Source organism: Aestuariibius sp. HNIBRBA575, assembly GCF_040932005.1.
Lineage (GTDB): Bacteria > Pseudomonadota > Alphaproteobacteria > Rhodobacterales > Rhodobacteraceae > CANLNM01.
Map to the genome: position 1 here is coordinate 2,179,997 of NZ_CP162414.1, position 13,426 is coordinate 2,193,422.

The 13,426-nt window shown below is 56.7% G+C and carries 12 protein-coding genes; 6 read left to right on the forward strand and 6 right to left on the reverse strand.

Annotated elements, in window-relative coordinates; translation table 11 throughout:
- Positions 1-3: 3 nt before the first annotated feature.
- The 3 genes from AB1F12_RS10990 to xylF all read right to left on the reverse strand — a co-directional run bounded on the left by AB1F12_RS10990 (position 4) and on the right by xylF (position 3,225).
- The gene (locus AB1F12_RS10990; RefSeq protein ID WP_368184306.1) at positions 4-783 is read right to left on the reverse strand and encodes an ATP-binding cassette domain-containing protein; all 780 of its coding nucleotides are present in this window, start codon (positions 781-783) and stop codon (positions 4-6) included.
- Positions 783-2,081 carry a sugar ABC transporter permease gene (locus AB1F12_RS10995; protein ID WP_368184308.1) on the reverse strand — a complete coding sequence of 433 codons (1,299 nt, stop codon included), beginning with the start codon at positions 2,079-2,081 and terminating at the stop codon, positions 783-785. The genes AB1F12_RS10990 and AB1F12_RS10995 overlap by 1 nt, the downstream gene beginning before the upstream one ends.
- Positions 2,082-2,196: 115 nt before the next feature.
- Entirely contained in the window at positions 2,197-3,225 is a 1,029-nt protein-coding gene (gene xylF / locus AB1F12_RS11000; protein WP_368184310.1) for a D-xylose ABC transporter substrate-binding protein, read from the reverse strand.
- Between the two features lie 173 nt (positions 3,226-3,398).
- Between xylF and AB1F12_RS11005 the strand changes: the two genes are divergently transcribed.
- The gene (locus tag AB1F12_RS11005; RefSeq protein WP_368184313.1) at positions 3,399-4,616 is read left to right on the forward strand and encodes an ROK family protein; all 1,218 of its coding nucleotides are present in this window, start codon (positions 3,399-3,401) and stop codon (positions 4,614-4,616) included.
- The gene (locus tag AB1F12_RS11010) at positions 4,606-6,129 is read left to right on the forward strand and encodes a CRTAC1 family protein (RefSeq protein WP_368184315.1); all 1,524 of its coding nucleotides are present in this window, start codon (positions 4,606-4,608) and stop codon (positions 6,127-6,129) included. The genes AB1F12_RS11005 and AB1F12_RS11010 overlap by 11 nt, the downstream gene beginning before the upstream one ends.
- Here the strand turns inward: AB1F12_RS11010 and AB1F12_RS11015 are convergent.
- The 3 genes from AB1F12_RS11015 to xylB all read right to left on the reverse strand — a co-directional run bounded on the left by AB1F12_RS11015 (position 6,126) and on the right by xylB (position 9,967).
- The gene (locus AB1F12_RS11015) at positions 6,126-7,412 is read right to left on the reverse strand and encodes a cytochrome-c peroxidase (RefSeq protein WP_368184317.1); all 1,287 of its coding nucleotides are present in this window, start codon (positions 7,410-7,412) and stop codon (positions 6,126-6,128) included. The genes AB1F12_RS11010 and AB1F12_RS11015 overlap by 4 nt on opposite strands.
- On the reverse strand, positions 7,409-8,434 hold the full coding sequence (locus tag AB1F12_RS11020; RefSeq protein ID WP_368184319.1) for an aldose epimerase family protein: 1,026 nt from the start codon (positions 8,432-8,434) through the stop codon (positions 7,409-7,411). The genes AB1F12_RS11015 and AB1F12_RS11020 overlap by 4 nt, the downstream gene beginning before the upstream one ends.
- 75 nt (positions 8,435-8,509) lie before the next feature.
- A complete protein-coding gene (gene xylB / locus AB1F12_RS11025) occupies positions 8,510-9,967 on the reverse strand; it encodes a xylulokinase (protein ID WP_368184321.1) in 1,458 nt (485 codons plus the stop codon).
- Positions 9,968-10,221: 254 nt separating this feature from the next.
- Here xylB and AB1F12_RS11030 point away from each other — a divergent pair, with 254 nt between their 5' ends.
- From AB1F12_RS11030 to ureC, 4 genes are read left to right on the forward strand one after another with little or no spacing between them, the layout of a single operon-like run.
- A complete protein-coding gene (locus AB1F12_RS11030) occupies positions 10,222-11,073 on the forward strand; it encodes an urease accessory protein UreD (RefSeq protein WP_368184322.1) in 852 nt (283 codons plus the stop codon).
- Positions 11,074-11,082: 9 nt separating this feature from the next.
- Entirely contained in the window at positions 11,083-11,385 is a 303-nt protein-coding gene (locus AB1F12_RS11035; protein ID WP_368184324.1) for an urease subunit gamma, read from the forward strand.
- Between the two features lie 9 nt (positions 11,386-11,394).
- On the forward strand, positions 11,395-11,712 hold the full coding sequence (locus tag AB1F12_RS11040) for an urease subunit beta (RefSeq protein WP_368184326.1): 318 nt from the start codon (positions 11,395-11,397) through the stop codon (positions 11,710-11,712).
- A complete protein-coding gene (gene ureC, locus AB1F12_RS11045; protein ID WP_368184328.1) occupies positions 11,712-13,421 on the forward strand; it encodes an urease subunit alpha in 1,710 nt (569 codons plus the stop codon). Before AB1F12_RS11040 ends, ureC begins: the two co-directional genes overlap by 1 nt.
- Positions 13,422-13,426 lie beyond the last annotated feature (5 nt).

Sequence of the window (13,426 nt, forward strand, 5' to 3'; positions counted from 1 at the left end):
GTGTTACGCCGCCGCTTCGCCCGGCTTTTTGCCCAAAATGATCATGCTCAGCAGATCATCGTCCGTGACATCATCAATGTCGACAGTGCCAACCAATTGCCCGTTTTTCATCACGCTGGCCCGATCACATAGCTGCATCACCGAATGCACATCGTGATCGATCAGGAAAATCCCGATCCCTTCGGCTTTTAGTTGTTGGATCAGTTCGGCAACCATCTGGGTTTCGTGAGGGCCCAACGCCGCTGTGGGTTCATCCATGATCAGGATACGCGCGTTGAAATAGACCGCACGGGCGATGGCCACTGATTGGCGTTGCCCACCTGACAGGGCGGAAACCGGCTCAGAGAATTTCTGAAAATTCGGGTTTAATCGCCCCATGATCTGGCGGCATTCTGCCTCCATTGCGGCGTCATTAACCAACCCAAATGGGGTGACCAATTCACGCCCCAAAAACAGGTTTGATGCCGCATCCAGGTTATCGGCCAGCGCTAAGGTCTGATAAATTGTTTCAACATTATAAGACCTTGCATCCCGCGGATTGTGGATTTCGGCCCGTTCGCCATTGATGCGAATTTCGCCGCTATCCATGGCATAGGCGCCCGACAGGATTTTGATCAGCGTCGATTTCCCAGCCCCGTTATGGCCCAGCAGGCCCACAACTTCGCCGGGATGCAGATCGACGCTGACGTGATCCACCGCTTTGACACCCCCAAAAGAAATTGAGATGTCGTTCATTTCAACCAGCGGCGTTTCACCCGCTGCACGATGTTTGTTACGCGCCATCACTTTGCCCCCAAACGTTTGCGGTACTGGATGTCGATGAACACAGCCGCCACCAGAACGGACCCAACAACGATGTTTTGAAACGGTGCATCCACGCCCACCATTGCCATACCGGATTGCAGGCTTTGCATAATCAACGCGCCCAGGATTGCCCCATAAATGGTGCCAAACCCACCCGACAGGGCCGTGCCGCCAATCACCGCAGCCGCGATGACCCGCAGTTCATCCAACGTACCGATGTCGTTGGAATGGTTGGCCAATCGCGCCGATGCCACCACCGCAGACAAGGCACATAGAAACCCCATCAGCGCAAAGATTTTGACCGTCAATAACCGCGTGTTGATGCCCGACAATTCCGCCGCATCCGGGTTGCCACCGGTGGCAAAGATATAGCGCCCAAACCGGGTGCGTTTGGCGATGATGGTCATCACAATCGCGACCGAGATCAGGATCAACACCGAAATCGGCAAGCCATAGCCCACAACCAAGCCTTCGGGCATCACTTCTCCGCGTGCCTCAAACATGCGGGCAAGGCGGCGTTCGGGGATGTTATAGGCGTTCAGGATCGCCACAAATCCAAGGATCGCCCCGACAACAATGGTCGCCATTGTGGCTTCGGCCCAGATCGGTTTGACCGGAAAGCCATGCGCCATTTTGGACCGGCGTCCGTTCAGCAACGCCCAGACCGCCAGCGCCGCCGCAATCAAGCCAATCGCCCAACTGACCGACGTGCCCAGCGTGCCGTTGGTGCCGCCAAAGATCATGAATGTGCTGTCCAATGGCCCAATTGTCTGACCGCTGGTCAGATACCAAGCCACGTTGCGCCAGACCAGAAACCCGCCCAGCGTCACGATAAAGGCCGGAATGGTCAGATAGCCGATCATCCAGCCGTGAAACGCCCCGATCAGCGTCCCAGCCGTCAGCCCGACCACCAATGTGATCAGCCACGTGGCCGGATGGTTTAACCCCAGCCCTAACATATTGGGCAGGATATCGGTTTGGGTCATCGCCATGATCGCCGAACAGGTCGCCAGCAGCGCCCCCACGGACAGATCAATGTGGCGGGTGACAATCACAAACACCATGCCCGTGGCCATGATAGCGACGGAAACGGTCTGAATGGTTAGGTTGAATATGTTGCGCGGCGTCAGGAAACGCCCATCCGTCATCAGATCGAATCCGATGCAAAGAACAACAAAGGCACCAATCATTCCCAATAGCCGCATGTCCAGTTCCAGTTGCTGAAACAGGTTGCGCTTACTTTGGGACGGGATTGGCTGAGACGTGGTTTCGGTCATGTCCGAACTCCAGAAATCAGCAGAAAGTGTCAAGAAGTGTCAGGCGCGCCCCATCATCATAACAGGGGCGCACCGATGCACCAAATCGGTGGTTTCACCGATTGATTACAACATCTTAGTTACAGGGCGCAGGACCGTTGGTCACACCTTGGCACAGGGCCTCTTGGGTGATCCAGCCAGCGTCTACAACAACCGACAGGTTGTCAGCAGTCACCGGAACCGGGGCCAGGAAAACAGATGTCATGTCTGTGCCGCCTGGGGATGTCCATGCGCCAGCGCCCTCGACGTCAGCCATCATCGCACCACCGGCCAAGGCCACGGCGATTTCACCAGCAGCCGCGCCCAATTCACGGGCGTCTTTCCAGACAGATACGGTCTGCGTGCCCAGTGCGACGCGATTCAGCGCTGCGTGATCGCCATCCTGACCGGACACGGCAATGCCTTCCATGCCTTGAGCCGTCAGCGCGGCAACAACACCACCAGCCGTGCCGTCATTGGACGCCACAACCGCATCAACATTGTTGTCTTGCGCAGTCAGGATCTGTTCCATGTTGCGCTGTGCGTTGGCAGGCAGCCAGCCATCTGTGTAGGCTTCGCCGACGATGGTGATGTCACCGCTATCGATCGCAGCTTGCAGGATTTCCTGCTGACCACCGCGCAGGAAATCTGCGTTTGGATCGGTTGGCGACCCTTTGATCATCACGTAATTGCCGGATGGCTGCGCCTCAAATACGGCGCGGGCCTGCATGCGGCCAACTTCGACATTGTCAAAGGTCAGGTAAAACGCGCGGCTGTCTTCGATCAGACGGTCATACGCCACCACAGGAATGCCTTCGTCAGCGGCCGCTTGTACTGCGGGGCCGATGGCTTGGGTGTCTTGCGCCAGAATGATCAACGCATCGACGCCTTGTGCGATCAGGCTCTCAACATCTGATAGCTGCTTGGACGAAGATGATTGCGCATCCGCGGACAGGTAGGTTGCGCCGCCTGCTTCCAATGCGGCAACGATCGCTGCCTCATCGGTTTTCCAGCGCTCTTCTTGGAAGTTGGACCAGCTCACGCCAACTGTCAGGCCGTCCGCAAAAACAGATGTTCCCGCAAACGCGACAACAGCCGCAACCGAAATTGCACTCAAAGTTCTCATTGTATTCCTCCCGTTTCGCACCAGACCGAACCCTTTTGGGATTCGCAGCACGTCCTAAATATTTAGCACTATTTTTTTGGTTCGCAAATTAAATAATGCTTAATCGGAACCAAACCTTGCCTAATCACTGGTTTTCCTAGATAAATAGGCAAATTCTAGGGGGAGTTATTGCGATGACCGAAAATATTCGGCTGTCTCATTCAGGGGAACAACGCGAAACCGGACGCCAACATGTGTTCGATGCAATCCGAAATGCGGGCAATATCGCGCGGATTGATATTGCGCGCGCAACCGGTGTCAGTCCGGCCACTGTCACGGCGATCACATCTGAACTGATCGATGCCAACCTGATCGAAGAAATCCGCCCAGACACGCCCCCCACCGCCGCCAAACGCGGCCGTCCGCGTGTGGCGTTAAAGGTCAAAGGCTCGGCGTTGAAAATCGCCGGTATCAAAGTGTCGTTCCACGCGATATCCGCCATGGTCGTCGATTTCGAAGGCAATTCCATTGTCGATCACGAAATGGCCCTGACCGAAGGCCGCATGGAACCAGAACAATTGGCCCAAGCCATCGTCAAAGCCTTGGAAGAAACCTGTGCCAAAGGTGGATTTGAGGTCGCCGATATCGCCGGTGTCGGCATTGGGATTGCGGGGCTGGTCGATGCGCCCAACCGATCTGTGCATTGGTCGTCATCCCTGACCAAACGCAACGTCAATCTCGGCGCTTATATGGATGCGGTTCTGCCCTGCCATGTTTACATCGATAACGACGCCAATCTGGTGGCCATGGCGGAACAATCCTTTGGGTTGGGGCGCAATGTCAGTGATTTCATCGTGATCACCATCGAACATGGGGTTGGGATGGGGATTGTGATCAACAATGACATTTATCGCGGAACGCGTGGTTGCGGCGCAGAATTTGGCCACACCAAGGTCCAGCTGGAAGGGGCGCTGTGTCAATGCGGGCAACGCGGCTGCCTAGAGGCATATGTCGGGGATTACGCCCTGCTGCGCGAAGCCAACATCATTTCAACCGGCCAGCCGAAACAAGAGCTGGCAGCGCTGTTTGGCGCGGCGCAATCGGGCAATCAGATGGCCGCGTCAATCTTTGATCGGGCGGGCCGGATGTTTGCGATGGGGCTGGCCAATGTCATCAATATTTTTGATCCCAAACTGGTCATTCTGGCCGGTGCTCGCATGTCGTTTGATTATCTTTATGCGGACAAAGTGATCGAAGAAATGCGCCGATCCGTGGTGCAAACTGATGCCCCCCTGCCAGAAGTACGCATTCACAAATGGGGGGATCTGATGTGGGCCAAAGGCGCAGCCGCCTATGCGATGGAACAGGTCAGCGCCCTAAAGATCAAGGAACTGGCCGCCAATGCTGGGTAGAATATGCGTGACCATCTGTATCGCCAATGCCGCCGTAGCAGAGCCGTTTTCCACCCCCAGCTTTGTTGCGCGGGACGTGCCCCAACACATTTACGCCGGGGGATGGGAACATTTCGTTGGCGGAGGCGTGGCAGCGTTTGATTGCAACGGTGATCATTTGCCCGAACTCTACGCTGCGGGCGGGTCCAACCCGGCCCAGTTGATGGTCAACACCACCACCGGCCCCGGCGCGGCGCTGACGTTTACACAGGACACACCAGAAACGCTGTCATTAACGGGCGTCATAGGCGCCTATCCGCTGGACGTCGATGGAGACGCTGTGCTGGATCTGGCGATCCTTCGGGTGGGGCCAGATGTGCTGATGCGGGGGCTTGGCGATTGCCAGTTTGCCCTGTTTGACACGCTGGGCTTTGCCAGCGGTGATCACTGGACCACCGCGTTTTCCGCCACATGGGAAGGTGACAATACTTTGCCGACGCTGGCCTTTGGCACCTATGTGGATCGCAGCGATCCCGACGGCCCGTTTGAAGCCTGTGACGACACATTACTGTATCGCCCCGATGGGGGAAAATACGGCGAACCGACACATCTGACGCCCGGTTATTGCGCCTTGTCGATGCTGTTTTCGGATTGGAACCGCGACGGACATGCCGATCTGCGGATCAGCAATGACCGGCACTATTATGTGCGCGACGGGCAGGAACAGATGTGGGCGATGGATGCACAACCCCGTCTTTACACCCAAGCCGATAACTGGCTGCCTTACAGCCTATGGGGCATGGGGATCGCATCACGAGACGTCACAGGCGACGGGTTTGCCGACATGTATCTGACATCGATGGGTGATCAGAAATTTCAAACCTTTGATCAACAAACAGGCGGCCCAACCTGGCGGGATGCGACCTATGAATTTGGCACCACCGCCCATCGCCCCCATACCGGCCCCGATGGACGACCCTCGACCGGCTGGCATGCTGCGTTTGGAGATGTGAACAACGATGGGATCAATGACATTTTTGTGGCCAAAGGCAATGTCGAACAAATGCCCGACGCCGCAATGCAAGACCCAAATTCCCTGCTGATGGGGCAAACCGACGGGACCTATCAGGACCTGTCGGTCATTGCCGGGATTGCCACTATGGATCGTTCCCGTGGCGCGGCCTTGGTGGATATGAATCTGGACGGAAAACTGGATTTGGCGGTTGTGAACCGTCGCGCGGCGCTTGAACTTTATGAAAATGACACCGCGCCCGGCCATTGGGTTATGGTGGATGTTACCCCCCTGCCCGTCGGCAGTTTTGTTGAACTGCGCCAAGGCGATCAAACCCAAGTGCAGGAAATCACCATCGGTGGCGGCCATGCCAGTGGCCATTACGGCATGCTGCATTTTGGTCTGCAAAGTGGCGACGATATCCAAATGCGGGTGCTGTCCAGCCGTCTGGGCTGTGTTGATCCAGACTGGACTGACTTTGCCGCGGATCAAATCATCAACCCGCCCGCAGGATGCCCCTAACGATCCACGGGCAAACCGCTGGGCACCGTTTCGGGCACGCCCATACGTTCAACCGGATCGGTCAACGCCGCCAAAAACGCCAACAGATCGGCGATCTCGGACGCGCTCAGATCTATGGGGGCCAGTTCATTGGCCGCTGCAATCGCGGCCATTTCCTGCGGATCATCCAAAACATTCCAATCCTGCGCACCGGAAAAATCATGCAGAACCGCCTGATTGCGGTCATAGGCCATCAGTGACGCAACCGGATCCAAATGATGCCGCACAACCGCATCCAATGTCGCATAGGCCCCGTCATGCCCATAGGGTCCGGTCAATGTCACATTGCGCAGCGACGGTGTGCGGAACCGATAGGCATCTGCCGCGTCCCCCGTGACCCGCATCCGCCCCACATCCCGGTTGTGATTTTCAAACCGCGCCGCTTTGCCCGGCCCGATCTGAGGCATCGCGATCGCATGAAAATCATGATCCGTCTGAAGCCACCCGGAATGACAATCTGCGCATTGCGCCTGACCGTAAAACAGGTCCATCCCGCGCATTGCAGCCGCACCCATCGGCGTGCCGCTGATCATATATCGATCAAACGGGGCATCATCCGCGCGCCATTCCGCCGCGATGAAATCTGCGACGACATTGGAAATATCGGTAAATGTGACCGGATTTTGCGCGCCGTTTATGTCGGCAAAGGCATCGCGATATGCAGGGATCTGCGCCACCCGCAGGGCAATCAGATCCCATGCGCCGTCTTGCAGCGACAAATGCCCCAACCGAACCGCTTGGGCGATTTCGTTTTCCGAATAATGCCCGGCCATTTCATCGCTGGATAAAACCGGGAACATCGCCTGTGCGGATAGTACGCTATCAAACCCAGCGATCATCTCGGCCCCCAAAGGCGTGCGCATTCCACCGGGCTGTGACGGATCAGCCTCAAGTCGGCCATCGTGAAACATGACCTGAAATTCATCCGCGCCAAGGTTAAACAAAGCCGGCGCATTGCGCCCGATCCGTTGCTCGGGGGGATTGTCGGGGTCCATATGTCGATCTGGCCCCAACCCAATGCCGCCATCCCCAATCGACAGCGACATGCCATCGCTGGTGCCCAAGCGAGGGTGATGGCATGTCGCACATGACACGCTGCGATTGCCCGATAGAATGGGATCATAAAACAGCAATTGCCCCAATGCGATCTGCGCCTCAGAAGCGGCTTCAAATTCTGGCCGCACGCCCAGGTCCTGCGCATGTGCAGACCCCGCCAAACACATTAAGATCGCCGCATATTTCATTGTGATATCTGCTTTATCTCTACTTCCAGAACCTGCCGATAAGGATGTTCAGGCGTGGCGATCACGCTGGGGAATGACGGGATATTCACCGCATTTGGATGCCCCTGCGGTTCAAAACAAAACCCAGCCGCAGCTGGATAAGTCTGACCATTCAGGCCCCCGCTCAACTCTGGCATGCCCGCGGCATTATAGATCTGCGCCCCCGACTGATCTGACCAGACCCGCATTGTAACCCCGTTATCAGCGCGAAAACAGGCAACAGGCGCATCAGGATCACGATCCTTGGGAAACACCAAATGCCCATCCAGCACGCCCCTGTCTGGGCTGGGCTGATCCGGATGGGCCTGATCAAAACGACGGGCTTGGCGGAAATCAAACGCGGTCTGCGCCACAGGATCGATTTGCCCAGTGCTGACATTATCCGGCCCCTTGGCCAGAACATGGTCGGCCACACAGGTCATCTGATGGCCCCAGATACCCCCGTGCCCCATCAGGTTATAATAATTGTGTTGCGCCAAAGAAATCGGTGTCGGTCGATCCACCTGCGCCTGCAATTCGTAGGTCACTATGGCCCCATTCAGATGGATTTTGACATGAAAGGTCACATTCCCCGGATAGCCATTTTCGCCATGTGCGGATTGAAGCCCAAGCTGAACCGTTTGGTCATCAACCTGCTCAATGTCCCAGAATTTTGTGTTCAAGGCATCAGGGCCGCCATGCAATTGATTGGTGCCTTCGTTGGCGGCCAAAACATGGTCCTGCCCATTCAGTGAAAACCGCGCGCCCCCAATCCGGTTAGAAACCCGCCCAGCAATGGTGCCCAAAAAATAAGGCGAGGTCAGATAATCCGCCGGGTTCTGAAACCCAAGGATCACAGAAACGGGTTTTCCGTCCACAGGCACAACCCAGTTTCGCGTCACCGCACCGTAATTCAGCACGCTCAGCATGTGATCGCCATCCCGCAAAACCGCCTCTTGGATGTTTGGACGATTGGCAATGGGGTGCTGAATTAACTGTGGCATATCAGGGTCTTTCGAACGGCAAAAAAGCTTGGGAACGTTTGGGATGCCGCACCAAAGGGCCATGCGTCAACCAAATCATTGGCCCAGCGCCGCCTTTAGGTTTGGATAAAGGGCGCGATATGTGTCATGCGCCCGGGCATAATCCGCAACCAAGTCAGCACGCGGCGCCACCGTCCGCGCAATTTCTGGTTTGGTCATGATGGCCGCCAAATCCGCCCCGGGCTGCGCCGCCATGGCCAATCTTGCCGCCCCCAAAGCCGCGCCAAATTCGCCCTGCGCAGGAATGTCGATTTGGATATTAAGAACCGACGCCAACGTCTGAACCCAAAAATCGGATTTCGTCCCGCCCCCGATCGCCAAGAGCCGTTCAAACTTTGTGCCGGTCGCCTTTAACGCATCATGGCAATCGGCCAGCGCAAATGCGACGCCTTCCATGACGGCTTGGGTCATGTCCAGCGGCGTGGTTGTCACATCCAGACCAATGAATGACCCGCGAATTGCGCTGTCATTATGCGGGGTCCGTTCCCCCGATAAATAGGGCAAAAACAGCAATCGCGACGGTCCTGAAATGGTGTCAGGCAACGCGTTCGCTAAGTCTGCCGGCCTAGCGTTCAAAACCTCCGCCAACCAATTCAAACAATCGGTCGCGGCCAAAATCACGCCCATCTGATACCAAGTATCCGGAACCGCATGACAAAACGTGTGAACAGCCGTTGCCGGATCAGGGGCGAACCGATCCTTGGCGGCCAATAGCACCCCAGACGTGCCCAACGAAACAAAGCCATCGCCATCCTGAAAACAGCCAACACCACATGCCGCCGCAGCATTGTCCCCCGCGCCCCCAGCCACGATAACGGTGTTAGAAATTCCCCATTTTTCCTGCAATTCTCTGCGCAAATGCCCAGCTGGGGCTGTGCCTTCGACCAGAGTGGGCATTTGATCTGCGCGCATGTCACTGGCGTTCAACAATTCAGGCGACCAATCACGCGCGCCCACATCCAACCACGCGGTGCCTGCTGCATCAGACATGTCCGACACATCCCCCCCCGTGAGCCAGAACCGCAGATAATCTTTGGGCAGCAATACTTTGGCGATTTGGGCAAAGATGTCTGGTTCGTGTTTGGCAACCCAGGCCACCTTGGGGGCGGTAAATCCGGGGAACACAATATTTCCAGAGAGTTCCCGGACATGTTCAGCCGCATCCAGCTCTGCTGCTTGGGGTGTGGATCGCGTATCGTTCCACAACATACATGGCCGCAAAACGTTGAAATCAGCATCCAGCAACGTGGCGCCATGCATATGCCCGCTGAGGCCGATCCCAGAAAGTGCAGCCAATTCCGTTGGATAGCTGCCCTGCAACGCCGCCAAACATGTTTCGCAGGCCGCGATCCAATCCGCCGGGTCCTGTTCGCTCCAACCGGAATGGGGATGGGACACGGAACAGGACGCCTCTGACCAGCCGATCACAGCGCCGCCTGAATCCACCAAAAGCGCCCGCAATCCGGACGTGCCAAGGTCTAACCCCAGAAACATAATGCCACTCCCTTGTGCATCTGCGATGCTGATCTTTATTTCAGTTTGTGAAATTAATCATGGTCGCGCCGGTCTGTCAACGTATTGGACACGCCACCAAGCGCTGAAAAAGACGCCATCACGCGCAAAAAGCAGGCGTTACGCACAAAAAACGGGCAAATCATCCCAATATGCCCCCCAATTCATCTGTTCCCGCTGTCGAAACGTTGCCCAATTTTCCAGCGCCGGGAACGTTTGTGGCGAAAGGTTTACAGATGAACGCCCCGCTTAATAATTTGCCGCAATCGGCCCCACCCCCCGCTGCGCCACAACGCAGTATTGGGAATGCATCTGTGCAAATGGGGCGGGTCAACGGTCAGGCACGGCTGCGCGATCTGCATCAATCAGGGTCCGCCAAGGCGATTTTACCCCATCAACATAAGCCCCCCCCCACAGGTCCAGAGGTCGTGTTTTTAAACACTTCAGGCGGATTAACCGGGGGGGATCATCTGACATATGCGTTAAAGACCGGCGCAGATGTGCGGGTGACCGCCACCACCCAGACCGCAGAACGCGCCTATCGCAGCCTTCACGGGGCGGCGCAAATGGACGTTTCTTTGCGGGTGGATGACGGCGGGCATTTGGATTGGCTGCCGCAGGAAACCATTCTGTTTAACCATGCAAATCTAAAACGCAAAACCCGGATTGATCTGTTTGGGACCGCCACCTGCCTTTGCGTTGAAACCATCATACTTGGCCGCTTTGCCATGGGGGAAAGCCTGACTCATCTGTCCCTACTGGATCAGCGGGAAATATGGCGGGACAATCGCCCCATTTTACTGGACCCGTTGCGGATCACTGGGGCGACATTAACCGCTGGACCTGCGGCGCTTGGAGCCGCCCGTGCCATGGCCAGCGTCGCGATGATCACCCCAGATGCGGGCGATATTCTGGCCGCGTTGCGCGCCGAATTGACCGATCCTGATTGCAGCGCGTTTGCCTCGGCCTTTGACGGGAAATTGACCATCCGCATCACCGCATTGGACGGGATGCCGCTGCGTCGTCAGCTGATCCGAATTCTGGACATCCTACGCCCCGGGGCCCTGCCCCGCGTTTGGCAAATCTAAGAGGACCACATGAACCTGACCCCCCGAGAAAAAGACAAGCTGTTGATCAGCCTCGCCGCCATGGTGGCCCGCGATCGGTTGAACCGCGGCGTCAAACTAAACCACCCCGAAAGCATTGCAATCATTACAGATTTCGTCGTCGAAGGCGCAAGGGATGGGCGGTCTGTTGCGGATCTGATGTCTGCGGGGGCCCATGTCATAACAGCTGATCAATGTATGCCCGGCATTCCTGAAATGATCCATTCCGTTCAAGTCGAAGCCACCTTTCCGGACGGAACCAAATTGGTCACCGTTCACCACCCCATTCGTTAGGTCCGTATCATGTCAGACACATTCATACCGGGTCAGATTTTCCCCGCTCAGGGCGCTGTGACGCTCAATGAAAATGCCGAAATGGTCACGATAATCGTCGCCAATACCGGTGATCGCCCTATTCAGGTCGGCAGCCATTACCATTTTGCAGAAACCAATGCCGGGTTGGAATTTGACCGGGCCGCAGCGCGTGGAACACGCCTGGACATTCCCGCCGGCACCGCCGTTCGGTTTGAGCCCGGCCAATCGCGTGAGGTCCGGCTGATCCCCCTGTCTGGCACCCGTCGCGTGTTCGGATTTAACCAAGCCATCATGGGAGACCTATAATGCCCACATCCATGAACCGCGCTGAATATGCTGCGATGTTTGGCCCAACCACAGGCGACAAAGTCCGGCTGGGTGATACCGACATCATTATCGAAGTGGAACGGGACTTCACCACCTACGGCGATGAGGTGAAATTTGGCGGCGGCAAAGTGATCCGCGATGGCATGGGCCAAAGCCAGATCACCCGCGTTGAGGGGGCGATGGATACCGTGATCACCAATGCGTTGGTGCTGGATTATACTGGGATTTACAAAGCCGACATTGGCCTGCGGGATGGAAATATCGCCGCGATTGGCAAGGCTGGAAACCCGGATACACAGCCCAATGTGGATGTGATCATCGGCCCCGGTACCGAAATCATCGCAGGCGAAGGCCGCATTTTAACCGCCGGTGGGATGGATGCGCATATCCATTTCATCTGCCCCCAACAGATCGACGATGCGCTGCATTCAGGCATCACCACGATGTTGGGCGGCGGCACAGGTCCGGCCCATGGCACGCTGGCCACCACCTGTACGCCGGGGCCGTGGCATATCGGTCGGATGATGCAGGCGGCGGACGCATTTCCGATGAATCTGGCCTTTGCGGGCAAAGGAAACGCATCACAACCTGCGGGGTTAATCGAACAGATCAATGCCGGGGCTTGTGCGTTGAAATTGCACGAAGATTGGGGCACCACGCCCGGCGCAATTGATTGCTGCCTATCGGTGGCCGATGACATGGATGTGCAGGTGATGATCCACACTGACACCCTGAACGAAAGCGGCTTTGTCGAAAACACATTGGCCGCCATCAAAGGCCGCACCATCCACGCCTTTCACACCGAAGGCGCGGGCGGCGGCCATGCCCCCGACATCATCAAAGTGGTGTCCGAAGAGAACGTCATTCCGTCCTCGACCAACCCCACAATGCCCTACACAATCAACACAATAGAAGAGCATCTGGACATGCTCATGGTCTGTCATCATCTGGATAATAAGGTGCCAGAGGATGTCGCATTCGCCGAAAGCCGCATCCGGCGCGAAACCATTGCCGCAGAGGATATCCTGCATGACATGGGCGCGTTCAGCGTGATTTCCTCGGACAGTCAGGCCATGGGCCGTGTGGGCGAAGTCATCACACGCACATGGCAAACCGCCCATAAAATGAAGGTTCAGCGCGGCGCGCTGATCGATGAAGTTGGCGACAACGATAATGCCCGCGCCAAGCGCTATATTGCGAAATACACCATCAACCCCGCCATCGCGCACGGCCTGTCGCCGCATATCGGATCGATTGAGATCGGCAAACGCGCCGATCTGGTCCTGTGGTCACCTGCGTTTTTCGGGGCCAAACCGGAAATGGTTCTGTTGGGTGGCACCATCGTTGTGGCGCAAATGGGCGATCCAAATGCGTCGATCCCCACCCCACAGCCCGTCTATACCCGCCCGATGTTTGGGGCCTATGGCCGGTCGGTGGAACGCAATGCCGTTGTGTTTGTGTCAGGCGCTGCGCAGGCCAATAATATCGGCGACACACTGGGGTTGGCCAAACAAACCCTGCCGGTGATCGGCACGCGCAATATCGGCAAATCGCAGATGAAACTGAACCATGCCAAGCCGCAGATCGAGGTTGATCCAGAAACCTACGAAGTGCGCGCGGATGGGGAATTGCTGACCTGCGAACCGGCAACTGTCCTGCCGCTCGCGCAGCGTTACTTCATGTTTTAGGGGGA

Coding starts and splice junctions, on each gene's coding strand:
- AB1F12_RS10990 (WP_368184306.1), bottom strand. CDS start 783: ATGGCGCGTAACAAACATCGTGCAGCGGGTGAAACGCCGCTGGTTGAA.
- AB1F12_RS10995 (WP_368184308.1), bottom strand. CDS start 2,081: ATGACCGAAACCACGTCTCAGCCAATCCCGTCCCAAAGTAAGCGCAAC.
- xylF (WP_368184310.1), bottom strand. CDS start 3,225: ATGAGAACTTTGAGTGCAATTTCGGTTGCGGCTGTTGTCGCGTTTGCG.
- AB1F12_RS11005 (WP_368184313.1), top strand. CDS start 3,399: ATGACCGAAAATATTCGGCTGTCTCATTCAGGGGAACAACGCGAAACC.
- AB1F12_RS11010 (WP_368184315.1), top strand. CDS start 4,606: ATGCTGGGTAGAATATGCGTGACCATCTGTATCGCCAATGCCGCCGTA.
- AB1F12_RS11015 (WP_368184317.1), bottom strand. CDS start 7,412: ATGAAATATGCGGCGATCTTAATGTGTTTGGCGGGGTCTGCACATGCG.
- AB1F12_RS11020 (WP_368184319.1), bottom strand. CDS start 8,434: ATGCCACAGTTAATTCAGCACCCCATTGCCAATCGTCCAAACATCCAA.
- xylB (WP_368184321.1), bottom strand. CDS start 9,967: ATGTTTCTGGGGTTAGACCTTGGCACGTCCGGATTGCGGGCGCTTTTG.
- AB1F12_RS11030 (WP_368184322.1), top strand. CDS start 10,222: ATGAACGCCCCGCTTAATAATTTGCCGCAATCGGCCCCACCCCCCGCT.
- AB1F12_RS11035 (WP_368184324.1), top strand. CDS start 11,083: ATGAACCTGACCCCCCGAGAAAAAGACAAGCTGTTGATCAGCCTCGCC.
- AB1F12_RS11040 (WP_368184326.1), top strand. CDS start 11,395: ATGTCAGACACATTCATACCGGGTCAGATTTTCCCCGCTCAGGGCGCT.
- ureC (WP_368184328.1), top strand. CDS start 11,712: ATGCCCACATCCATGAACCGCGCTGAATATGCTGCGATGTTTGGCCCA.